24 protein-coding genes are annotated in these 21,664 nt (G+C 67.8%); 21 read left to right on the top strand and 3 right to left on the bottom strand.

Features of this window, described 5'->3' with window-relative positions:
- The first annotated feature begins 75 nt into the window (after positions 1–75).
- The 4 genes from BKA24_RS02630 to BKA24_RS02645 are packed head-to-tail and all read left to right on the top strand — an operon-like array spanning position 76 to position 4,232.
- Complete coding sequence (locus tag BKA24_RS02630; RefSeq protein ID WP_184214791.1) at positions 76–408, top strand: SCO6880 family protein; 333 nt, start codon at positions 76–78, stop codon at positions 406–408.
- Positions 408–2,054: an ATP/GTP-binding protein gene (locus tag BKA24_RS02635; protein ID WP_221417267.1), complete on the top strand. Its 1,647-nt coding sequence runs from the start codon at positions 408–410 to the stop codon at positions 2,052–2,054. The genes BKA24_RS02630 and BKA24_RS02635 overlap by 1 nt, the downstream gene beginning before the upstream one ends.
- Entirely contained in the window at positions 2,051–3,826 is a 1,776-nt protein-coding gene (locus BKA24_RS02640) for a type IV secretory system conjugative DNA transfer family protein (protein WP_343065880.1), read from the top strand. The genes BKA24_RS02635 and BKA24_RS02640 overlap by 4 nt, the downstream gene beginning before the upstream one ends.
- Entirely contained in the window at positions 3,819–4,232 is a 414-nt protein-coding gene (locus BKA24_RS02645; protein ID WP_184214793.1) for a DUF4913 domain-containing protein, read from the top strand. The genes BKA24_RS02640 and BKA24_RS02645 overlap by 8 nt, the downstream gene beginning before the upstream one ends.
- A gap of 211 nt (positions 4,233–4,443) precedes the next feature.
- On the opposite strand, the gene BKA24_RS02650 is transcribed toward BKA24_RS02645, so the two are convergent.
- The gene (locus BKA24_RS02650; RefSeq protein WP_246366988.1) at positions 4,444–4,785 is read right to left on the bottom strand and encodes a hypothetical protein; all 342 of its coding nucleotides are present in this window, start codon (positions 4,783–4,785) and stop codon (positions 4,444–4,446) included.
- Positions 4,785–5,087: a hypothetical protein gene (locus BKA24_RS02655; protein ID WP_184214795.1), complete on the bottom strand. Its 303-nt coding sequence runs from the start codon at positions 5,085–5,087 to the stop codon at positions 4,785–4,787. Before BKA24_RS02655 ends, BKA24_RS02650 begins: the two co-directional genes overlap by 1 nt.
- Positions 5,088–6,038: 951 nt before the next feature.
- Here BKA24_RS02655 and BKA24_RS02660 point away from each other — a divergent pair.
- The 6 genes from BKA24_RS02660 to BKA24_RS02685 all read left to right on the top strand — a co-directional run bounded on the left by BKA24_RS02660 (position 6,039) and on the right by BKA24_RS02685 (position 11,554).
- Positions 6,039–6,950 carry a cation diffusion facilitator family transporter gene (locus BKA24_RS02660; protein ID WP_184214797.1) on the top strand — a complete coding sequence of 304 codons (912 nt, stop codon included), beginning with the start codon at positions 6,039–6,041 and terminating at the stop codon, positions 6,948–6,950.
- Between the two features lie 335 nt (positions 6,951–7,285).
- Complete coding sequence (locus tag BKA24_RS02665; protein WP_184214799.1) at positions 7,286–7,822, top strand: signal peptidase II; 537 nt, start codon at positions 7,286–7,288, stop codon at positions 7,820–7,822.
- A complete protein-coding gene (locus tag BKA24_RS02670) occupies positions 7,819–8,154 on the top strand; it encodes a DUF6804 family protein (RefSeq protein WP_184214801.1) in 336 nt (111 codons plus the stop codon). Before BKA24_RS02665 ends, BKA24_RS02670 begins: the two co-directional genes overlap by 4 nt.
- Positions 8,155–8,221: 67 nt before the next feature.
- Entirely contained in the window at positions 8,222–9,190 is a 969-nt protein-coding gene (locus BKA24_RS02675) for a cytochrome c oxidase assembly protein (protein ID WP_343065881.1), read from the top strand.
- Between the two features lie 131 nt (positions 9,191–9,321).
- Positions 9,322–10,620, top strand: coding sequence for a peptidoglycan DD-metalloendopeptidase family protein (locus tag BKA24_RS02680; RefSeq protein ID WP_343065882.1), 1,299 nt, complete (start codon positions 9,322–9,324; stop codon positions 10,618–10,620).
- A 289-nt stretch (positions 10,621–10,909) separates the two neighbouring features.
- Entirely contained in the window at positions 10,910–11,554 is a 645-nt protein-coding gene (locus BKA24_RS02685; RefSeq protein ID WP_343065883.1) for a DsbA family protein, read from the top strand.
- A 343-nt stretch (positions 11,555–11,897) separates the two neighbouring features.
- Here BKA24_RS02685 and BKA24_RS02690 read toward each other — a convergent pair whose 3' ends face one another.
- Positions 11,898–12,269, bottom strand: a complete 372-nt coding sequence (locus BKA24_RS02690) for a hypothetical protein (protein ID WP_184214807.1) — start codon at positions 12,267–12,269, stop codon at positions 11,898–11,900.
- 264 nt (positions 12,270–12,533) lie between these two features.
- On the opposite strand from BKA24_RS02690, the gene BKA24_RS02695 reads away from it, so the two are divergent.
- From BKA24_RS02695 to BKA24_RS02745, 11 genes are all read left to right on the top strand, one after another.
- Positions 12,534–12,866, top strand: a complete 333-nt coding sequence (locus tag BKA24_RS02695) for a DUF3140 domain-containing protein (RefSeq protein WP_184214809.1) — start codon at positions 12,534–12,536, stop codon at positions 12,864–12,866.
- Positions 12,863–13,636: an alpha/beta fold hydrolase gene (locus BKA24_RS02700; protein WP_343065884.1), complete on the top strand. Its 774-nt coding sequence runs from the start codon at positions 12,863–12,865 to the stop codon at positions 13,634–13,636. The genes BKA24_RS02695 and BKA24_RS02700 overlap by 4 nt, the downstream gene beginning before the upstream one ends.
- Positions 13,633–14,304, top strand: a complete 672-nt coding sequence (locus tag BKA24_RS02705; protein ID WP_184214811.1) for an esterase/lipase family protein — start codon at positions 13,633–13,635, stop codon at positions 14,302–14,304. The genes BKA24_RS02700 and BKA24_RS02705 overlap by 4 nt, the downstream gene beginning before the upstream one ends.
- A 193-nt stretch (positions 14,305–14,497) precedes the next feature.
- The gene (locus BKA24_RS02710) at positions 14,498–15,481 is read left to right on the top strand and encodes a metal ABC transporter solute-binding protein, Zn/Mn family (RefSeq protein ID WP_184214813.1); all 984 of its coding nucleotides are present in this window, start codon (positions 14,498–14,500) and stop codon (positions 15,479–15,481) included.
- Complete coding sequence (locus BKA24_RS02715; protein WP_184214815.1) at positions 15,478–16,320, top strand: ATP-binding cassette domain-containing protein; 843 nt, start codon at positions 15,478–15,480, stop codon at positions 16,318–16,320. The genes BKA24_RS02710 and BKA24_RS02715 overlap by 4 nt, the downstream gene beginning before the upstream one ends.
- Entirely contained in the window at positions 16,317–17,216 is a 900-nt protein-coding gene (locus BKA24_RS02720) for a metal ABC transporter permease (RefSeq protein ID WP_184214817.1), read from the top strand. Before BKA24_RS02715 ends, BKA24_RS02720 begins: the two co-directional genes overlap by 4 nt.
- Positions 17,217–17,226: 10 nt before the next feature.
- Positions 17,227–17,637 carry a Fur family transcriptional regulator gene (locus BKA24_RS02725; protein ID WP_184214819.1) on the top strand — a complete coding sequence of 137 codons (411 nt, stop codon included), beginning with the start codon at positions 17,227–17,229 and terminating at the stop codon, positions 17,635–17,637.
- Between the two features lie 4 nt (positions 17,638–17,641).
- Positions 17,642–18,673 (top strand): permease, encoded by a 1,032-nt coding sequence (locus tag BKA24_RS02730; RefSeq protein ID WP_184214821.1) that lies wholly within the window; start codon positions 17,642–17,644, stop codon positions 18,671–18,673.
- Positions 18,666–19,457 (top strand): TIGR03943 family putative permease subunit, encoded by a 792-nt coding sequence (locus BKA24_RS02735; RefSeq protein WP_246366990.1) that lies wholly within the window; start codon positions 18,666–18,668, stop codon positions 19,455–19,457. Before BKA24_RS02730 ends, BKA24_RS02735 begins: the two co-directional genes overlap by 8 nt.
- Entirely contained in the window at positions 19,447–20,865 is a 1,419-nt protein-coding gene (locus BKA24_RS02740; protein WP_184214823.1) for a hypothetical protein, read from the top strand. Before BKA24_RS02735 ends, BKA24_RS02740 begins: the two co-directional genes overlap by 11 nt.
- The gene (locus tag BKA24_RS02745) at positions 20,862–21,530 is read left to right on the top strand and encodes a DNA-3-methyladenine glycosylase (RefSeq protein WP_184214825.1); all 669 of its coding nucleotides are present in this window, start codon (positions 20,862–20,864) and stop codon (positions 21,528–21,530) included. Before BKA24_RS02740 ends, BKA24_RS02745 begins: the two co-directional genes overlap by 4 nt.
- Positions 21,531–21,664: the final 134 nt, after the last annotated feature.

Raw genomic sequence — 21,664 nt, forward strand, 5'->3', positions numbered from 1 at the left:
CGATGACACGAATCGACCTGGACAGAAAGCTCGGCGACATGGCGATCGGCCTGCCGCGCGTTGTGACGAGCGCGGTTGCGGGCGGAGGGGGCGCCCTTCAACCTCGCCAGCTCTGACAAGCCCACCGCTCGCAATCTGACCAGTGCGCGTGCGGCTGTCGCGACGGCCGCTGAGGAGGCCGCAGGAGCCGGGCTGATCCAGTTCGGCATGCTCGTCACGGCCACCGTGCTCGACGCCTCGCAGGAGGCCGACGCAAAGGCCGCGATCGACAACCTCTCCGCTACGGCGCGACTCCGCCTGCGCCTGGTGCACGGCTCGCAGGACTCCGCTTTCGCGGCGGCGCTGCCCCTCGGTCTCGTCCTGCCGAAGCATCTGCAGGTACCCAACGAGGTTAGGGAGCAGCTGTAATGCCCGCACTCGACGACCAGCGCCGCCGCCGGCCTCAGAAGCGCAAGCCGCAAGAGCTCACTCCGGCCGCGAAGAGCACCCGCACGGAGAGGGAGAAGAAGCCGGCCGTCAAGCGTCCCGGCCCCCGAGGGTGGCTGGGACGTGGCCGCGGTGAGGTGGGCGTCGTCGCCCCCGTCGACGAGTGGCGCGGGACGACCGTGCAGGTGTGCGGCCTGCACCCGTTCTCGGTCGGGAGCGGCACGCCGATGATCGGTGTGCCGATGGGATTGCAACTGTTCACGGGCGCGACGGTGTGCGCGGATCCCATTTCCTGGTTCCAGGACGCGGATCTCATCAACAACCCGTCGATGTTCGTCCTCGGGCTGCCGGGTCTCGGCAAGTCGACGTACACGCGCCGCACCGCGGCCGGTCTCGCGGGCCTGGGGACGCTGCCCTTGGTGCTCGGTGACTTGAAGCCGGACTACGTCGACATGATCCGCGCTCTAGGCGGGCAGGTCATCACCCTCGGCCGCGGTCGCGGTCACCTGAACATCCTCGACCCTGGCGAGGCATTCGAGGCTGCCGAACGACTCCGCGAAGCGGGCAAGGAGAAGGAGCGCGCGCAGGTCCTCGCGGACGCTCACGGCCGCCGGCACACGATGGTGTCGGCGCTGCTGACGATTCTCCGCAAGGAACCGCCCACCGACCGTGAAGAGTCGATCATCGACCGTGCTCTCCGCGTGCTCGACGAGCACCACGACGGCGTACCGGTTCTCGGCGACCTGCTGCGAGTCATCCAGGAGGCACCGCAGGAGGTCCGTGACGTGGCCCTCGATCGTGGTGACCTCGGCCGCTACAAGGCGATCACCGAGAACCTCGAGGCGTCCCTGATCAGTCTCACCTCGGGCGGTCGCCTCGGTGAGACCTTCGCCCACGCCACCGACGTTCCGATGCTGCGTGACCGTCCTGTCGTCTACGACGTCTCGTCGATCGACGATTCGGACACCGATATGCAGGCGGCGATCCTGCTCGCCTGCTGGTCGGCAGGGTTCGGCACAGTGAACGTCGCGAACGCCCTCGCGGATGCTGGGCTCGAGCCGCGCCGCCACTACTTCGTCATCCTCGACGAGCTGTGGCGTGCCCTGCGGGCCGGGCGAGGCATGGTCGACCGTGTCGACGCGCTCACGCGCCTGAACCGTCAGCGCGGCGTGGGTCTCGCAATGATTTCGCACACCATGAGCGATCTTCTGGCCCTGCCTAGCGAGGACGACCGGATGAAGGCTCGCGGCTTCGTCGAGCGCTCCGGGATGGTGGTCTGCGGTGGGCTCCCGGTGGCTGAGATGCCGCAGCTGACGACAGCGGTACCGCTGTCTCACGCGGAGCAAGAGCTTCTGACGTCCTGGCAGGACCCCGGCACGTGGGAGTCCGGGCCTGGTTCGGAACCTCCCGGGCGAGGGAAGTTCCTCATCAAGGTCGGCGGTCACCCCGGCATCCCGATCAAGGTGGAGCTCGTCGAGGCAGAGCGCTCGATCAACGACACCAACAAGCTCTGGCACGCGACGACCGCGTTCCCGGAACCGGACGAGTCGAACCCGATGATCGGCCTCGACGACGCCGCCCACGCGGTGCAAGAGGTTCCCGATGACCTGGAAGAGGGCGCCGCGTGAGTGCGACCAACAAGCGCGGCCAGGGCGTCGACGGCTCGACGATCGCACTGCTGATCGCGATGGTGACCGTCTTTCTGGTGCTGGGAGTGGTGTGGGGCGCCGTTGCGCTCGGCTCACAGCTCGACGGCGTGAATGAGGGGCAGACCTCGGACCCCTTCGAGGTGTTCTTCGGCGTGCTCCGCGGCAAGGTCGTCTGGCCGGCATCCGCCACCTGGATCGTGGCGGTGCTCGGCGGCGCCGTTCTCGCTCTGGGCATCCTCGTCGCTGTCGCGGCTGCTCGAGCACGGGGGCGCCGGTCGTCTGTTGACGCCGCCGCGACGCACATGGGCAAGGGCCGGCAGCTGCAGTCCCTCTCCGCCTCGGGCGCCCGTCAGACCGCGCAGCGTCTCGGCGTCCGCGACTGGGTCGGTGTCCTCATCGGCATCACCGTCGCCGGCAGGCAACGCATCTACGCCTCCCCCGAGGACATGATCACGCTGGTTGCCGGCCCGCGAATCGGTAAGTCCACCGCATACGTCATCCCGGCGATCGCTGATGCTCCCGGTGCTGTGCTGACGACGTCGAACAAGCGCGACGTCCTGGACGCCACTCGCGAGCTCCGTGCCACTAAGGGGCAGGTGTGGGCCTTCGACCCGCAGAGCATCGCCCTCGGATCTCCCACCTGGTGGTGGAACCCGCTCAGCTACGTGACCGACGACGTGAAGGCCGCGAAACTGGCCGCGCACTTCGCCTCGGGCTCCCGCTCTGGCGACAGCCGCGGGGATGCCTACTTCGACAACGCCGGTCAGGATCTCCTCGCCGGCTTCCTGCTCGCCGCAGCGCTCGAGGGACTACCGATCACGACCGCCTTCACCTGGACGACCACGCCCGGTGATGATGAGCCGGTGCGGATCCTCCGCCGTCACGGGTACGAACACATGGCGGATGCCGTCTCCGGGCAGGTCAACGGCGAGTCTCGCCGTCGCGACAGTGTCTACGGCACCGCCGCGCAGATGGCGTCGTGCCTCAAGGTCCGCGCGATCGCGCAATGGGTGACACCGCAGGGCAACTCCGACTCGCGGCCGCAGTTCGACCCGCACGCTTTCGTGCGCGGGAGCGACACGCTCTACAGCCTCTCCAAGGAGGGCCGCGGCACCGCCGGCCCGCTGGTGACCGCGCTCACGGCCGCAACCGTCGAAGCGGCCGAGGACTATGCGACCACGCAGCCGGGCGGGCGCCTGCAGGTACCCATGGTCGGTGTTCTCGACGAGGCCGCGAACGTGTGCCGCTGGCACGACCTCCCCGACCTTTACAGCCACTACGGATCCCGTGGAATCGTCCTGATGACGATTCTGCAGTCCTGGTCTCAGGGCGTACAGGTGTGGGGCCGCGACGGGATGCGCAAGCTCTGGAGCGCCTCGAACGTGGCCGTCTACGGCGGGGGAGTGAAGGAGCCCGAGTTCCTCAACGAGCTCTCGCAGATGATCGGTGACTACGACCGCCGCACGACCTCCACCAGCGTCGGCCGCGGCACCCGGTCGACCTCTCACGGAGTGCAACGCGAACGCACCCTCGACGTCGCCGACCTCGGCGCACTGCCGCGAGGCCGCGCTGTCGTGTTCGCCTCTGGCGCCCCAGCCACGCTCGTCGAGACGATCCCGTGGATGAACGGGCCGCACGCGACAGCGTTGCGCGCGTCGATCGCTGCTCATGATCCCGCTCACAGCGCGCCCGCCGGTACGGATCCTGCTCGAGCTGCCGCTATTGAAGAAAGCGAGCCTCGCAATGAGTGACCTTCTCGATGACTTCCGCGATGACGGCGACGACGTCGATGAGCCGACCCCTGAGCTGGTTTACGGCTCCGTCGACGAGTTCGTTCGGGAGTACCTGCGCCACATGTACACGCGCCCTGTCGGGCCCGGAAACGCCCGCTACCGGTGGGCTGCGGACTGGTGGCGCTATCCGGAGGCAGTCGCCCGCCTCGAGGGCCTGTGGCGGTCCTGGGAGCACCTGCGACTCGACCCCGCGACCGGCGCAAGCGTCTGGTGGCGCGACCACGCAGACCCCCACATGCACCTACTGCTGAGCCCAGACGGACCCTTCGCAAAGTCGAAAGATGCGTGCGAGCCCGGCGAGCCGTTGCCGTACACGGAACCGCCCAAGATGTGGTTTCCCGATGTGAGACTCATGGGCGATTGACTCTCATCATCGGCAGTTCGACTAGCCGTACTGCAATCGGGAACACGGCAGCGCACCTGCTCGACCTCCTTGCATGTCGCGATACAGCTCTCAGCACATCTGCGAGATCCGCGCTCGCGACCGCCTCGCTCAGCTTCTCCAGCGCCGAGGTGACGGATACATGAGGTCCCGGCAGCACCCTTGCGAGGCCACCGGGACTTCTGTGTCTAGATCAGCGCCCGAGGTTCGCGATCGCGCGCTGGTAGGCGTCGAGGTTGAGACGCCTACCCACAGCGACAGCCTCGATTGCGACGGCGTTGATTTCATCAGGCGTGTAGCGGTACACAAGCCGATAACGAGGCTTGCCGGACCCGTCCGGGTCGAAGTAGAGCTTGTAGCAATCGCCCAGGTCGCCCGTCCCGACTCGGGAGTCGAGCTTCATTCCCGTGAACTTGCCGTCCCGGACGAGCACCAGCATGTCGAGAGCCATCTTCTTGGTGGCCTGGTCGGGAAGCGCGTCGATGTCTTGCTGAAAGCCGGGCAGGATGGCTGTCAGCTTGAGCGGTGCCGTCATCAGCGGTAGCTGTCAGGATCAAGCCCCAAACCGGCGGCGATGTCGGACAGCGAACCAGACTGGCCGGCTGCGACGCGCTCGCGAACCTGGTGGGCGATCTCGAGATCCTCGATCACCGGCAGCAGTTCGGCATACAGCTCGAACGGGATGACGACGCCCTCAGCACGGCGGTGACCGCCGAACACAACGGGCTGCGCCAGGGCACCCTCCGAGCGAAATCGCCGCAGGGCATCCGGTAAGGCCGCTCGCGCCTCGGAGGTGGGCAGCACGGACAGAATTGGCAGAGCGAATCCGAACGACATGGCTCTACTGTACGCGAATTGGTGCAAAAGTTGTACGAGTTTTTGCGCTGGTAGCTGCTCCGAATTGCTCTCTGTCACGGCGGATCTGAGTCAGGTACTCGAACGAGGCTGCCGCTTAGTGCTTTTCAAGCGTCGGCGCGGTTCGCATTCGTCCTGGCCCGGATGCTCGGGCTTGCGGGGCGTCGTCCTCGTGCACGAAATCGCAGAGGTTGTCATCATCCTGATACGGCATCCGCGCGGCCCGCGGGTCAGGACCTCGTCAGGCGGACACACCGACACACTTCCGGGCGAACACTCCTGCAATCGCCCGGTTGATATAGTTTCACCGCCATGGTTGGGATGCCGCTCACGCACGCGACATCAGTAGCCATCACCGCCCGACCGATAACGAAACTCATTACGGTCGCCATCGCAGTCCTCTTGCTGATGGGCGGGATCCTGGCGATGTCCCATGTGGACGGTGTCGCGGGCACGCCGGTACCCGCGGTGAGCAACGCCTCCCCGTCCTCTACGGAGGCGACCGCATCTCTCACGGCTCCTTCCGACGACGTTGTTGCGATGACAGTAGGCGTTTGCATCTTCGGCGTGGTTTGCTGCCTGCTTGGATTCGCGTGGCTGCATCGAGTTTTCGCGCTCTTCGGTCGACGTCGACTCATCGGTTCAACACGACGTGTGCGACTGGCGATCACCCCGCGCCGCGCACACGTCCCGAGGTCGACGCTCGCTCTTCTTTGCATTGCCCGGATCTGAGCACAGTCTCCACCGCCTAATCGGCTGGCACCCGCCTCTTCGCGGCTGCCGCCGGCACCGGCCGCGAGGGTCACGCCGCGGGCGACGATGCGTGCTGCTTGTCGGCGACAACTCAGCATGCACCCCATCTGCGCGTTCGCCGGTGGCGGTCGCGTGATGAGTGCCTAGCGAATCCATCTTTCCTGCGAGAGGAGCGGACACATGGGAGCAGATCACAGCCATGGGACAGTGCAGGGAGCGCCGCGACGGCGTCTGCTGATCGCTTTCGCGATAACAGGCTCGGTCTTTGTGATCGAGGTCGTGGGCTCAGTGATCACTGGCAGCCTGGCCCTACTCATCGACGCAGCACACATGCTTACCGATGTCATTGGTTTGGGCCTCGCAGTCACCGCGGCCCATCTGATGAATCGTGCCCCGACAGACCGCCACACGTGGGGGCTGCGTCGCGCTGAAGTGTTGGGCGCTTTGACTCAGGCGGCCTTGCTGTTGGGGGTCGGGTTGTTTGCCCTTGTCGAGGGAATCCGGCGTCTATTTGAACCTCCCGAGATTTCTTCCGGCGCGCTCCTCTTCTTCGGTGTCGTCGGCCTGGTCGCGAATATCGCTTCATTGCTCGTGCTGCTGAGCGGGCGCAAGAAGAACCTCAACATGCGGGCCGCCTTCCTGGAGGTTCTCAACGATGCGCTGGGGTCGGTCGGTGTGATCGCCAGCGCAATCGCGATCACAGCATTCGGGTGGTATCAGGCCGACGCGGTCGCAGGAATCCTGATCGCACTGCTCATCATTCCCCGAACACTAATCCTGCTCCGCACTGCAGGGAGCGTGCTGCTTGAGTCCACCCCACCGGGCCTAAACCTCCAGGACGTGCGTCGGCACCTGCTGGAGCTACCCCATGTCATCGCCGTCCACGACCTTCACGCATCGCAGGTGTCGACAGACTTGCCGACCCTGACCGCGCATGTGGTGGTGGATGACGGGCTCAACGGCGAGGAATCCGCGCAGCTGCTGCGGTCACTGCAGGTGTGTGTGAGTGATCACTTCCCGGTCATCATCGAGCACTCGACCTTCCAGATCGAACCCCAATCGCACTTCGGAGAGCACCGCACCCATGCGTAATAGACACTGTCGGTGGTTCACCGTCACGATGCTCGCCGCGGTAGTCGCCGGATCGGCGATCGTCGCACCGGCTGCCGCAGCCGAGCCCCGCGAGCTCACCACAGTGCCCCCGACGCCCAAGGCGAGCGGCTCGGAACCAACCCTCAGCCCGTCACCCCCGCCCACTCCCGCGGGAGACGTACACAACGAACCCAACTCAACCGGCCAAGTCTTGCCGCTCGTAGGACTTGTCAGTGGGGTCGCAATCATTGGCGGCTGTCTGATCGTCGTGGTCATGATGGGCCGAGAACGGCGCCGCCGCGATCTCGCCGAACTGGAAACTGGGGAGGGATCCGATGAGCGCTAATCGGCTCCGCCTCGTCGCTCTCGCAGTCATCACCGCCGGGCTCACCGTCCTCATTGACCAAGGCACCAAAGCCAACGCATTAAGCGGGTTGAGCCCTAGCGAGCGCATCCCCTTGATTGGGGATCTCCTCGGTTTGCAGCTGGCTTTCAACGCAGGAGCGTTTCTCTCCTGGGGTTCGAACATGACCTGGGTGCTGACCACGCTCGGCGTGGTCGCGACCGCGCTTCTCGGTATTGCCGCGTGGCGCTCGCGAACGCCGGGGTGGGCTGTCGGAATGGGGCTCGTCCTCGGCGGTGCGATAGGGAACCTCATTGACAGGCTCTTCTTCTACCCCGCGTTCGGTCGCGGCTACGTCATCGACTTCTTGGCGTACGGGAACCTCTTCATCGGAAATCTTGCTGATGTCGCACTCGGTGCCGGTGGAGGTGTTCTGCTTATCAGCCTGTGGCGGCGACGGCGGCACCACCGGGCGACGGCACAACACGGTGACTCGCACGCACGGGTGCCGGATGAGCGTGCGCTATGACCAAGAAGCAGCGCACCCCCTCCACCTACCAGCGCAACGCTCTGGCGCCGGCACTCATCGCAGCGGCGGTGTTGTTCCTGGCCCCCACCCTGCTCGAGAGCGACTGGTTTACGGTCGTGCGGTTCGTGGTCGCCATCCTCGCGGCGATCGCCGCGTGGTTCGCTTTCCAGGCCCGACAGTGGTGGTGGATCCCAGTGCTCGCGACGATCGTCGTGCTCTGGAATCCCATCTTCCCGTTCCCCTTCTCAGGGCCCGTGTGGTCGGCGGCGCAACCGGTCGCCGCGGTTGCGTTCCTCATTGCCGGTCCACTCATCAAGGTGCGTCGACCGTGAGATCACGCGAACACCCCAGCGGCACGGCACCGCCGCAGCACGCCCCACCGAGGAGGACAACGAAGCAGTGGCTGCCGGGGTGGGGGGCCATGCGGTGAGCGCTTGGATCCCCGACGCGCCGCCTTCGTTCCTCGCGTTTCTCACTCCCTATCCGCAGCCGTTTCCGGTGCTTCCGGTCGTCGCGATCGTGCTTGCGGCCGCGTACGTGGCAGGAGTGGTCCGATTGCGGCAGCAGCGGAGACGCTGGTCGGTGGCGCGCGCGGGGTCGTTCCTGCTGGGATGTGTGATCCTGTTTGTCGTCACCGGTCTGGGTGTCGAGAACTACAGCTACGCACTGTTCTCCGTTTCGATGTTCCAGCAGCTGACCTTGATGTTCACCATCCCGCCGCTGCTGATCCTGGGGTCTCCCGGAACGTTGCTTCTGCGCTCGACACCACACCACGGCCTGGGCCTCATCCTCCTTCGACTGGCGCATGCGGGCCTGCGCAGCAGAGCCGCTCGATGGGCGCTGAGCCCCGCCGTCGCGGTGCCCCTACACCTGTTGGCGTTCTACGGGTTGTACCTCGCCAAACTTGCCGACCCGATCCTCACCGTGCCCGGCGGACATCAGCTCCTCGATGTCGCATTTTTGACGGTCGGGGTCCTGTTCACGGTACCGATTCTTTCCAACGATCCGCTGCCCTCGCGGATGTCCTACCCGGGCAGGGCTCTCGATCTGTTTGCCGAGGCGGCGCTCCACGCGTTCTTCGGGGTGTTTCTCATGATGAGCACCACCCTCCTGGTCGACCGCTTCGCCGCTCCGCCCGCCGCGTGGGGCATTGAACCTCTCGATGATCAGTGGCTGGCAGGTGCACTTGCATGGTCCTACGGCGAAGGTCCCACGCTTCTCATGCTGATCTACGTCGTGCATCGGTGGTTCCGCGACGACACACGACGCGCCGTCGAAGCCGACCGGCACGCTGACGCGCACGGGCACGCCGACCTCGACGCGTACAACGAATACCTCACCGCCCTCGCCCGAAAGGACGCCCAATGAGACGCCGCAACCCGGAGGGACCCCTGCATGTGCCTGACGTTGACTGCGGGTGCGCCCCCACAGCCGACGAGCTGCGATCGCTCCGCACCATTTCCCGCCGTGGCGTCGTCGGCTTGGCCGCGATAGGAGTCGTGGTCGGATCGGTGGGGCTGGGCGTAGCGGTACCGGCGTTCGCGGCGAAGTATCCCACGTGGGACGACGTGGAGAAAGCGCGTGCCAATCAGGCCGCAAAGAGCACTGAGATTGCCCGTATCGAAGGCCTCATCCGCGGCCTCGAACGCGACGTCGACGCGAAACAAGCCGAGGCGGAACGGCTGGGGCAGGAGTATCTGCTCGCTCTTGAAGCGTTTGAGGATGCCGTCGACCGGGCGCAGACCCTCCAGGATCAGGCTGACGCCGAAACTGCCCGTGCTCGTGAGGCAGCGGCGAAGCTCGGCGACCTCGCCGCGTTGCAGTACCGCAACGGGAAAAGTGATCCTACCCTCGAACTGTTCTTCTCGGGTTCCGGGGCGGATGCCGACGACCTGCTTGCGCGTCTCGGCGCCGTCGACAAGCTCGTCGACGCGAATCGTGACGTGTATGCGGACGCCGCCGGCGCACGTGACAGCGCCCAGAGCCTCACCGACCAGGCCAAGGTCGCGCGCGATGAGCGAGACCGTTTGAAGCTGCAAGCTGAGGAGCGCATGGACGCGGCGCGACAGGCCGCGCAGGCCGCGCAGGCAGCACTCCTCGCGCAGAGTGAGCACCGGCTCACCCTCGAAGCGCAGCTCTCGGCGCTGCAAGACACCACCGCCAAAACCACTGCCGGATATCGGGCAGGTGTGGTAGCCGAGCGCAAGCGCCGTGAAGAAGCACAGCGGAAAGCCAGAGAGCAAGCCGCCCAGCGGGCACGCGAGGAAGAACGCCGCCGGCTCGAGGAAGAGGAACGCCGCCGCCAACAAGCCGCAGCAGGCGGAGGCAGCCAGCCGGGAAGACCCAGTGCCGGTAGCTCACCCGGCGGCCGTCCCGGCTCCGCCGGGTGGGTGCGGCCTGCGCACGGAGGGGTGACATCTCCCTTCGGGTCGCGCGGCACAATCTGCAGTAACGGGTACTGCACATCCAGCGGCCACCGCGGACTCGACTTCTCCGCAGGCTGCGGCGCACCGCTATACGCCGCAGCAGCAGGAACGGTCATCTTTGCCGGGTGGAGTGGTTCTTGGGGCAACTACGTCAAGATTCAACACCGCGACGGCAGCGTCACCGCCTACGCGCATATCCTCAACGGTGGGTACAACGTCAGCTATGGGCAGACGGTGCGCGCCGGGCAGGTCATCGCCTATGCCGGCACCACCGGAGCCTCCACCGGATGCCACCTCCATTTCGAGGTATACATCGGCGGGGTGCGGGTCGACCCAGCAGCCTTCCTCCGAGCACGCGGAGTCGGCCTCTGACAATGCAACCCTCGACATCGCTAGTCGTACGGAGGCTCCGACGCTCAGTGTCGGTTCCTCTCCTCATCAACTACCGAGCCAAACCGGCGATGGTAGGCGGGGCGCACTCCCTCGTCGCCCTGCGGCAGCTGCGTGATGGTGCCACGACTCTGCCAGTTCGAGCAGGCCCACACCCCCGATGGGTCTGCCCGAACCCCTACCCGATGCCCGCATGTCAGGCGCCAATAGATCGCACACACCGTCAGAATGATCAGGAGTTTCCGTGAAACCTGCAGCAAGAGCCACTATCGTGACGATCGCCGTGGTCGTTGTCCTCGTCGCACTTGTTGCCGCGATCGCGTTCATCAACCGTCCGGAAGCGCCCACACCCCCGGCCGCGACCGACGGGGCACTCCCCGGGGCTCGTGCCAATTCCCATGTTCTCGATGACGCCGGGCCCGACGCGCCAACCCTGGTCGAGTTCCTCGACTTCGAATGCGAGGCGTGCGGAGCGTTCTACCCGGTCGTAGAACAGCTTCGTGAGGAGTACGCCGGGGACATCAATTTCGTGGTCCGGTATTTCCCGCTTCCAGGGCACTTCAACTCGATGAACGCCGCCCTCGCGGCAGAAGCGGCCGCTCAACAAGACGAGTTCGAAGCCATGCACAGCCGTCTCTTCGAAACCCAAGCTGAATGGGGGGAACTCCGCGAGTCCCGCGCGGAGCTGTTCCGCAGCTACGCCGAAGACCTCGGCCTCGACATGGATGCCTATGACGCTGCGGTTGCGGACCCGGCAACGCAGCAGCGGGTAGAGGAGGACTTCAACGATGGGCAGTACCTTAACGTCACCGGCACTCCCACCTTCTTCCTCGACGGCGAGAAGCTGGAACTCGAGCAACTTTCCGACCTCACCGACGCGCTCGACCAAGCAACAGGTCGCGCACCGCAGCAATGACGGATTTCTGACGATGCCTCTATGACACCAGTACGAGAGTTTCTCAAACCGCGTCTTTCGTCGAGAGTTACCTACAGTTTGAGAAGATTCCCGGCAATCTGATCGTCGATGCATGCGCAGAGGTTGCCCTCATCCTGAGCCGTCATACCGGCGCCGATCGAGTCGCCATAAGGAGAGCCCTGCGACAAAGTCTCGCCGAATGCGAAGGCTGCAGGCTAATCAGCCTGGAGTTGCTCAGCCGCATTTAGACAGCGCGCCACTCGGCCCCTCACCCGTCTCGGGTTGACCGATAATCGACGTTATGTCAGAAGACTGACGCGGCCGCCGCGGTGGGCGTCTCCCCTCACTGTTCCGGAAGTACGGAATCGAACTTTTCGTTAGCCTTTCTGGACCGCCAGTAGGTGCGCTCGACGGTGGGCATATCTACCCCGAAAGTCTGATCTTCGAAGGGGTGGTGATGCGGTCGCCGATCGCCTTCTGCGCCTTCTACAGGCATCAGAAGCGACCCGCTTACGACGATCCGCTGGACTTCGTCCACATCGGCGTCGCGGGGCCCTTTGTAGTTGACCTGAAGCACCGCGGCGCGCTTCGCGATGCGGGTGCCGTTGGGATTGACGTCATCGACGAGCTGGACCCACTCAGCGACAGTCCGTGAGATGGTCACATCTACTTCCACCGACTCGCCGGGGTGCAGCTGCTCTCGGAAAGGGTTCATGGACACGCCCCGTGTCCCGATGAACCGAAGTGTTGCCGAGCTCGGCCCATCGTTGCGTGCCGTGAATGAGTAGGCCGTTTCGATAGAGGTGCCAGCGTCTCGCGGGAGCTTAAAGACGTCGCTATCCGTTGTCGGCCTGCGCACAGTGATCACTCCGGCTGAGGAGCGTTAGCCGCGAACCGCTCCCAGACGGAGGGACTGCCGGATGCCGCGTGCGAGCGCAACCCCGTCGCGCGGGCGGAGCGGGCGGTGCACGCTCGGAGCATGAACGACGACGAGAAGCGGCGGATCGCTGACGAGTTCGACGACGCGGTGAACATGACTCCGAAGGAGATCGAGGACTGGCTCGACACCGACGAGTCGCGCTCGGTCGGTCAGAAGAACGGTGGCGGCGAGTCGGTCGGGCACGCGTCGGGACGGCGGATCGTGAAGATCCTCCGCACGAAGAAGGCGGATCTCACCGACGCCGACTACGCGCACATGAAGAAGGTGCACGGCTACGTCGCCCGCCACGCGAAGCAGCGGCCGAAGGGCGACATCACCCACACCGATTGGCGGTACTCGCTGATGAACTGGGGAAACGACCCCGAGAAGTGAGATCGGATCACGTCACCCGCGAGCTGGAGGTCGAGGGGCTTGCGTTCCGGGTCATCCATTCCCCCGCGCCGTCCGCGTCGCGGACCTACGTCCTCGTGCACGGCATCGGTGTCTCGCATCGCTACCTGCGCCGCCTCCACGCGCAGCTCGCGCTCGACGCCGAGGTGATCTCGGTCGACCTTCCCGGCTTCGGCGGCCTGCCCAAACCGAGCGGCAACCCCGACGTCGCGGGGATGGCTCGCGGCCTTGCTGCCCTTCTCGATCAGTTGGATCCACGCGACGTCGCGGTCGTGGGCCACTCGATGGGCAGCCAGTGGGTCATCGAGCTGGCCGCACAGCGACCCGACCTCGTCTCGCACGTCGTCGCAATGGGGCCGGTGGCCGACGACCGGCATCGGACGCCGCTCGCGCAGGCGCGCGCGCTCGCCGTCGACACGCTCGGCGAGTCACCCGCCGTCAATTGGCTCGTGTTCACCGACTACCTGCGCTGCGGCATGCGCTGGTACTCGGCGCAACTGCGCCACATGCTCACCTATCCGATCGAGGATCGGGCGCGATCGCTCACACGCCCGCTGCTCGTGCTCCGCGGTCAGCGGGATCCGATCGCGGGCCTGGCGTGGTGTCGCCGGCTCAGGGATGCCGCGCAGGACGCCCTCCTCGTCGAGGTTCCCCGAGGACGCCACGTCGTGCAGGAGCGCGCACCACGCGCCGTCGCGGCCGCGATCGAGGCCTTCGTCGCCTCGCGACCGTCCGCGGGTGACGCGCGATGACTTCGCCGCTCCGCATCGGCGCGTGGTGGGTGCGCGATTACGCGTACGCCCTGATCTGGCAGGCGCGCGCTCTCGTCAACCGCGTCGATCCGCGGTCATTCCTGAACGGCGACCGTGCGCCGATCGTGATCCTGCCCGGCGTCTACGAGACGTGGAAGTTCATGCAGCCGCTGATCGTCGCCGTGCACGGGCGCGGCCATCCGGTGCACGTCCTCCCGGTCCTCCGTCACAACCGGCGACCCGTCGACGACGCGGCATCCCACGTCATCGCCTACCTCGCCGAGCACGACCTGCGCGGATGCGTCCTGCTGGCGCACAGCAAGGGCGGGCTGGTTGGCAAACGGGCGATGGCGCTCGACGCCGAGGCGGGCAGGATCGACAGCATGCTCGCGGTGGCGACCCCGTTCGGCGGGTCGACCTACGGGCGAATCATGGTGCTGCCGTCGTTGCGGGTGTTTTCGCCGCGCAGCGCCACGATCCGGGCGCTCGCGACAGCCCTCGACGTCAACGCGCGCGTCGTCTCGGTTTACGGATGCTTCGACCCGCACATCCCCGAGGGAAGCGAGCTGGCGGGCGCCCGCAAGAACGTGCGGCTCGACACCGGAGGTCATTTTCGCGTGCTCGCCGACCCTCGTGTGATCGCCGAGCTCGCCGCGCTCGCGGAATGACGTCGACGTGTCCCGAGCAGTCGCGTGCGCTAACTCCTCACATCCGCGCGCGGCGCGGGCGGCGAGGTACTGAATTCCGGGGGTGGGGCGCGCCGTCCCGTGCGTTCTTGAGGAGTTAGAGACGGGGCGCCGCTATGACCGACGCTGAGCGCCCGAGTTGATAACGATTATCAACAGCGTCTAGAGTGGGGGCATGATCTCCCGCGTGCCCGTCTCCATCGCCGTCCTCGGCGCAGCCGCCGTCGCCCTCGTGGGTTGCGCGACGCCTGTGGGGGAGGATGATCGCGCGCTGACGGTCGTCGCATCGACCAGCGTCTACGGCTCGCTCGCCGCGGCGATCGGCGGGGACAGCGTCGAGGTCGTCTCGATCATCGACTCGCTCTCGCAGGACCCGCACTCCTACGAGGCGTCCGCGCGCGAACAGCTCACGGTCGCGGACGCCGACCTCATCCTCGAGAACGGCGGAGGCTACGACGCCTTCATCGACGCGCTCATCGACGCGAGCGGATCGGATGCCACCGTGCTCACCGCCGTCGAGTACTCGCACGACTACCCCGAGAACGACGGGCACGCAGACGACGGGCACGCCGAAGACGACGAGCACGCGGAAGACGACCACGCCCACGACCACGCGGGTCACGACCACATCGAGGGCTTCAACGAGCACGTCTGGTACGACCCGCACACCGTCGTCCACCTCGTCGAGGACATCGCTCACGAGCTGGGCGAACTGGATGCCGCGAACGCGGACACCTACGAGGCGAACGCGGCCGACCTGGTCGCTCAGATCGAGGGTCTCGAAGCATCGCTCGGCGAGATCGCGGCTGAGAACGAGGGCGAGCAGATCTTCGTGACGGAGCCGGTCCCGGTGTACCTCGCGGCGGCGGCCGGTCTCGTCGACGCGACGCCCGCCGCGTTCAGCGAGGCCGTGGAGGAGGGGCAGGACGTCCCGCCGGCGACGCTGCTGGAGGCACGCGACATCCTCGCGTCGGGCGATGTCCGCGCCGTGATCACCAACGCCCAAACGGGTGGCGCCGAGACGACGGAGATCGTCTCGCTCGCCGAGGATGAGGGTATTCCGGTCATCGAGTTCACCGAGCTCCTCCCCGAGGGACTCGACTACGTGGAGTGGATGCAGGAGAACATCGACGCGCTCGCGGGTAGCCTGACGGAGTGAGCGACCGCACGGCATCCGACCCGACGGGTGCGCAGCCGGTCCTCGAGATCCACGGTGCGGCCCTCCGTCGTGACGGCCGGGAGCTCTGGGCGGGCCTCGACCTCACCGTCGAGCCCGGAGAGCTGATCGCCGTCCTCGGCCCCAGCGGCTCGGGCAAGACCACGCTCCTGCGAGCGATCCTCGGCCTCGAGGACCTCAGCGAGGGAACCGTCTCGGTCAGCGGCAAGCCCGTCCGCCGCTCCGGCAACCGCAGCATCGGCTATCTGCCGCAGACGCGTCCGCTTCCCCGCGACACCGCCCTGCGCGGTCGCGACCTCGTCGCGCTCGGCGTCAACGGCCACCGGTTCGGCGTGCCCCTGTCGCGCCGCCGCGATCGCGAGCGGGTCGATGCGCTGGTGAGCGCCGTCGGCGCCGACAGCTTCGCGGACCGCCCCGTGGGCGTGCTCTCCGGCGGCGAGCAGCAACGACTGCGGGTCGGGCAGGCTCTCGCCGACGACCCTCAGCTGCTCCTGTGCGACGAGCCCCTCACGAGCCTCGACCTCGCCAACCAGCAGGGAGTCGTGAAGCTCATCGACTCACACCGGCGCACCGGTGCCGCGGTGCTGCTCGTCACCCACGACATCAACCCGGTGCTCGGCAAGGTCGACCGCATCCTCTACATCGCGAACGGCCGCTTCACCCTCGGCAAGCCGAAGGACGTGCTCACCTCGCCGGTGCTGACCGACCTCTACGGGGCGCCGGTGTTCGTGCTGCGCGCGGGCGACCGCCTCGTCGTCGTCGGTGCGCCGGATGCCGAGGCCTCGCACCACCACCATCACGATCACGAGGGCCACGCATGACCTGGGACGACATCGGCGACGCGATGTTCGGCGGCCTCCCCGTGTACGGCGAGATCCTCGCGCTCGTGCAGAACTCGGTCTGGGCGGGCGCGATCCTCGGGCTCGTCGGCGGCCTGATCGGCGTCTTCGTGCTCCAGCGCGACATGGCGTTCGCTGTCCACGGCATCAGCGAGCTCTCCTTCGCCGGAGCCGCCGCCGCCCTCCTCATCGGGGCCGACGTCGTCACCGGGTCGATCTTCGGGTCGATCATCGCCGCGGCTCTCATCGGATGGCTCGGCTCGCGGGCACGGGACCGCAACTCGATCATCGGTGTGCTCATGCCGTTCGGCCTCGGCCTCGGCATCCTGTTCCTCGCCCTCTACGACGGGCGCAGCGCCAACCGGTTCAGCCTCCTCACCGGGCAGATCGTCTCGGTGCAGTCCTCCCAGCTGACGTGGCTCATCGCGATCGCCGCCGTCGTACTCGTGGCGCTGCTGCTCATCTGGCGGCCGCTGCGCTTCGACTCGCTCGACCCACAGTCCGCGGCCGCACGCGGCGTCCCCACCGTCGGGATCTCCCTCGCCTTCATGCTCCTCCTCGGCCTGACCGTCGCCGTCGCGGTGCACATCATCGGGGCGCTCCTGGTCATGGCGCTGCTCGTCACGCCGGCTGCCGCGGCCGTCCGGGTCGCCACCGGGGCGCTCGCCGTTCCGCTCCTGGCCGCAGCGTTCGGCGTGGTCTCGGCGGTGGGCGGCATCCTGCTCGCCGTCGCCGGCACCCTCCCGGTCAGCCCGTACATCACGACCATCTCGTTCGCGATCTACCTCGTCTGCCGCATCATCGGCGCCCGACGCGGTCGGGTCGTGCGAGCGGATGCCGCGCCTCGCACCCAGCCGTCCGTCAGCGCCCGCGGGTAGAATCCCGGCCATGGTCCAGCGCAACACGTGGCAGCGCGAGCGCGTGCGCTCGGCGCTCGCGGGCGCCCCCGGATTCGTGAGTGCGCAAGACCTCCACGCGGAGCTGCGCGGCGAGAACACCGGCATCGGGCTCGCCACCGTCTACCGGGCCCTGGCGAACCTCGCCGCGACCGGCGAAGCCGACCAGCTGCAGTCGCCCGACGGCGAAGCCATCTACCGGGCCTGCGCCAGCACGGGCCACCACCACCACCTGATCTGCCGAGTGTGCGGCAAGGCGGTCGAGATCCAGGCCACCGAGGTCGAGACCTGGGCGCAGGCGACCGCCGCAGCGCACGGGTTCACGCAGGCCGAGCACGTCGTCGACATCTTCGGCACCTGCGCCGACTGCACCGCGGCCACCTCCGCGCGAGCCGACGCCTGACCCCGTGACGGACCGCACGTCACGGCCTGTCGCCACGGCGGCATCCCGCCCGCCCTCGACACCGGGGGCGCGGAGCGCGATCGTGCTCGGCGCGGGCATCGTGGTCGTCGCGGTGCTGATCGGTCTCGCCCTGTGGAGCCCGACCCCCGAGCTGCCCACCCGTGCGCAGGACGGGCTGACGCTCTCGCTCAGCGTGCTCATCGAGTCGCTGCCCTTCGTCGTGCTCGGTGTCGTCCTGTCGATCGTCGTGCAGGTCTGGGTGCCCCCGGGCGTGATCGAACGCTGGATGCCGCGGAACCCGTGGGGCCGCCGCGCGGTGCTGTCCCTCCTCGGCATGCTGATCCCGGTCTGCGAGTGCGGCAACGTCCCGTTCGCGCGCGGCCTCATGATGCGCGGGTTCGGGGTGGCCGAGACGCTGACCTTCCTCATCGCCGCACCGATCGTGAACCCGATCGTCATCATCACCACCCACCAGGCGTTCGGCTTCGACGACGGCGTCCTCATCGCCCGCCTGCTCGGCGGCTACCTGATCGCCAACGTGATCGGATGGCTGTACAGCCGGCATCCCGACCCCGATTCGCTGCTGACCGACCGGTTCCGCGACGCCTGCCTCATCGAGCAGGAGGCGACAGGCCACCGCTGGCGCCGCAGCCTCGCGCAATTCGTCGTCGAGCTGCGCGCGGTCATGCCGGCGCTGATCATCGGCTCCGCGATCGCCGGGCTCGTGCAGGTCGTGATCCCCCGCGACGTGCTGCTCGCCATCGGATCCAACCCCGCGCTGTCCATCGCCGCGATGATCCTGCTGGCCATGGTCGTCGCGATCTGCTCGAACGTCGACGCGTTCTTCGCGCTGTCGTTCGCGTCGACCTTCACGCCCGGTGCGATCGTCGCGTTCCTGCTCGTCGGGCCGCTCGTCGACGTGAAGATGCTGGCGCTCCTGCGCACCACGTTCCGCACCCGCGTGCTCGCGGTGCTCGTCGTCACGGTGATCCTCTTCGCCGCCTCGATCGGAGGGGTGGTGAACCTCCTTGCGTGACACCCTCTGGTTCCGGATGCTGGGCGTCGGCCTCGCCGCGTCGATCGCCGCGGTGACCGTCGCGCTCGCCGTGACCGGCCGGCTCGGTCTCTACATCAATCCCGATTCGGCATGGTTCGCGGTCTCGATGTCGGTGCTCGCGCTCGTCGGAACGGTCCTCAGCTTCACCCTCCGGTTGGGCGACGCGGCCGATCACGGGCACGATCACGGGCACGACCACGGCGGTGATCACGGGCACGACCACGCGGACACGCCCGCTCCCGCGCGCCCCGGCCAGCTCGCCGCCGCCGCCGCGACCGTCACCGGCGGCGTCCTCGCCGTCGGCGTCGCGGGAGCCATGCTGGTGGTGCCCCCGGCCACGCTGTCCGCCGAGCTCGCGATGCAGCGCGACACCGGGTCGCCGCCGCTGTTCCAGGGTGCCGACTCCGTCGCCCTCGCCGTCATGGGCGATACCGCGTCGTTCGGCGTCGGAGACTGGGCCGGTGTCTTCGCGACGGCAACCGACCCGCAGGCCTTCGACGGCACCGAGATCTCGCTGACCGGCTTCGTCGCACCCGGTGACTCCGCAGGCAATGGCTCCGGCTTCGACCTCACCCGCCTGGTCATCACCCACTGCGTGATCGACGCGCAACCGGCCAGCGTCCCCATCGCCGGCGCCGAGATCCCTTCCGAGGGGGAGTGGGTCACGGTGACCGGGACCATCCGAGACGTCGACGGTCGCCTCCGCGTCGACGCGGCATCCGTCGACGTGATCGACGAGCCCGAGGACCCGTATGAGTTCTGACGCGGGCGCCTCGCGGCGCGGCGGTGAGCGAGACGCCCGGCGCCGCGCGAGGCTCGGGCGCGCGTTCGTCCTCCGCGCACTCGCCGTCGTGGGCGCGCTCGCGGTGGTCGCCGTGGTGACCGGCGTGCTGACGACGGTGCAGGGTCCGCGCGTCACCGCAGTCGAGTCCGACCCCGCCGCCTCAGTGGCATCGGCCGGCTCCCGCATCATCTTCACGACGACGCAGTCCCTCGCCGAGGTCGACGCCTCGCAGGTGACGGTCACGCCCGCGGCCGACTTCACGGTCGACACGTCGGGGCGGAGCGTCGGTCTCCGCTTCGCACTGCCCCTTTGGGACGAGACCGAGTACACCGTGCGGATCGACGACGTCCGCGGGATCGGCGGCGGGCCCGCGGCGGTCATCGAGGAGAGCTTCACCACCCCTCCGCTGCACGGATACGTCCTCCAGCGTGCCGACGGTGAACCCGACACCATCTACCGTGTCGGGCTCGACGGCGACGCCGTGCCGGTCTTCCGCGACGAGCACATCGAGGACTTCCGTGCCACCGCGGCCCGCCTGGTCGTCTCGACGATCGTCGACGATGTCTCGCACCTGATCGTGACCCGCCTCGACGGCTCGGCGCCCGAGGAACTCGCGCTCCCCGGCGACGGAACGGTCACCAACCTGCAGAGCGCCGAGGCCGGCAACACCATCGGCTACACGTTCACCGACGCCGACATCTCGGCCGACGGCGGCCGGGAGAGCCTGCTCTTCACGGGCTCGACGGCCGATCCGGATGCCGCGCCGGTGCCGGTCGAACGCTCCGGCCGCGATGCGCGGGTCGAGGACTGGCGGTTCGTGCCCGGCACCGACAGCATCCTGATGCTCACCTTCGACGGCGCGCTCAGCCTGATCGCCCCCGACGGTGCCGATTCCGTGGCGCTCGGCAGCGCCATCGGCATCGACGACATCGCCGGGACGCAGGCCTATGTCGAACGCGTCGACGGCCCGGCCGTCGTCGACCTCGCCACCGCCGAGGAGCAGGCGCTCGCTCCGACCGACACCGCCCTCGGCCAGGTCGGCACGGTGCTCGCCCTCCCCGGCGGCGACACCCTCCGTGCACTCACCCCCTTGGACGGCCTGGATGCGCTGGACACCGCCATCGCGCGTGTGGACGGTGAGGGCAACGCCACCGAGCTCGCCCAGGTAGCCGCCACGGACGCGCTGCTGCAGGCGTGCGTCTCGCCGAGCGGCCGGTACGCCGCGCTCGTGGTGGCACCCGATGCGGTCTCGAACACATACGACGGCTACCTTCTGCCGCTGCCCCAGGAGGTGCAGACGCGCATCATCTCGCTGGATGACGGCGAAGAGGTGGTCGCCATCGCCGGCTTCGACCTGTCGTGGTGCCGGAAGGCGCCGAACCAGTGAGCGGCGTCGACGGGTTGATCCCCGCGACACGGGAGGCGCTCCTCGGGCTGCCGGTCGAGGTCGCCCCGCGACTGCTCGGTGCCGTCCTCCGTGTGGAGACAGCCGAGTCGTCGGTGGCCGTTCGCCTCACGGAGGTCGAGGCGTATCACGGCCAAGGCACCGGAGACCGGCCCGATCCCGGTTCCCACGCCCGCATGGGTCCGACCGCGCGCAACGCGACCATGTGGGGCGAGCCCGGCCACTTGTACGTCTACCTGAGCCACGGCATCCATTCGTGCGTCAACGTCGTCTGCGGCCCCGAGGGCGTGGCGGGCGGAATCCTGCTGCGCGCGGGGGAGGTCGTCGAAGGGGTGGATGCCGCGTTCGCCCGTCGCGCCGCGGCGCGCGTCGCGCGTGACCTCGCCCGTGGGCCGGGCCGCCTCGGCGACGCCGTCGGGCTGCGGCATCCGATCCACGACGGGATCGACGCCGTCACGGGAGCCGCCCTGGCCGGAGCGACCGCGAGGCTGTTCCTCCCCGCGCGCCCGCTGGTGGACGTGGCGTCCGGTCCTCGCGTTGGTGTGGCGGGCGTCGCCGGAACCGCTGCCTACCCGTGGCGATTCTGGATCCCCGGCGATCCAACGGTCTCGGCGTTCCGTTGGGGCCGCGGGGCGCGCGAGGCCTGAGGTCCTCGCTTCAGGTGGCACTTCTTGCCGCTTTGCGCGCGGGGTAGCGGCGTGTCCTGCCACCTGGGCATGTTCGTGTGTCTCGACGCTGGTCGCTTCCCGCTTCAGGTGGCACGTCTTGCCGCTTCGCGCGC

The organism is Microbacterium marinum, assembly GCF_014204835.1.
Lineage (GTDB): Bacteria > Actinomycetota > Actinomycetes > Actinomycetales > Microbacteriaceae > Microbacterium > Microbacterium marinum.

Excerpts from the sequence above, each read along its gene's own strand:
- BKA24_RS02650 (WP_246366988.1), bottom strand. The coding sequence starts at position 4,785 with ATGACGGCACCGCTCAAGCTGACAGCCATCCTGCCCGGCTTTCAGCAA.
- BKA24_RS02670 (WP_184214801.1), top strand. The coding sequence starts at position 7,819 with ATGACCAAGAAGCAGCGCACCCCCTCCACCTACCAGCGCAACGCTCTG.
- BKA24_RS02705 (WP_184214811.1), top strand. The coding sequence starts at position 13,633 with ATGACTTCGCCGCTCCGCATCGGCGCGTGGTGGGTGCGCGATTACGCG.
- BKA24_RS02645 (WP_184214793.1), top strand. The coding sequence starts at position 3,819 with ATGAGTGACCTTCTCGATGACTTCCGCGATGACGGCGACGACGTCGAT.
- BKA24_RS02720 (WP_184214817.1), top strand. The coding sequence starts at position 16,317 with ATGACCTGGGACGACATCGGCGACGCGATGTTCGGCGGCCTCCCCGTG.
- BKA24_RS02695 (WP_184214809.1), top strand. The coding sequence starts at position 12,534 with ATGAACGACGACGAGAAGCGGCGGATCGCTGACGAGTTCGACGACGCG.
- BKA24_RS02690 (WP_184214807.1), bottom strand. The coding sequence starts at position 12,269 with ATGAACCCTTTCCGAGAGCAGCTGCACCCCGGCGAGTCGGTGGAAGTA.
- BKA24_RS02725 (WP_184214819.1), top strand. The coding sequence starts at position 17,227 with ATGGTCCAGCGCAACACGTGGCAGCGCGAGCGCGTGCGCTCGGCGCTC.
- BKA24_RS02710 (WP_184214813.1), top strand. The coding sequence starts at position 14,498 with ATGATCTCCCGCGTGCCCGTCTCCATCGCCGTCCTCGGCGCAGCCGCC.
- BKA24_RS02635 (WP_221417267.1), top strand. The coding sequence starts at position 408 with ATGCCCGCACTCGACGACCAGCGCCGCCGCCGGCCTCAGAAGCGCAAG.
- BKA24_RS02740 (WP_184214823.1), top strand. The coding sequence starts at position 19,447 with ATGAGTTCTGACGCGGGCGCCTCGCGGCGCGGCGGTGAGCGAGACGCC.
- BKA24_RS02660 (WP_184214797.1), top strand. The coding sequence starts at position 6,039 with ATGGGAGCAGATCACAGCCATGGGACAGTGCAGGGAGCGCCGCGACGG.
- BKA24_RS02655 (WP_184214795.1), bottom strand. The coding sequence starts at position 5,087 with ATGTCGTTCGGATTCGCTCTGCCAATTCTGTCCGTGCTGCCCACCTCC.
- BKA24_RS02665 (WP_184214799.1), top strand. The coding sequence starts at position 7,286 with ATGAGCGCTAATCGGCTCCGCCTCGTCGCTCTCGCAGTCATCACCGCC.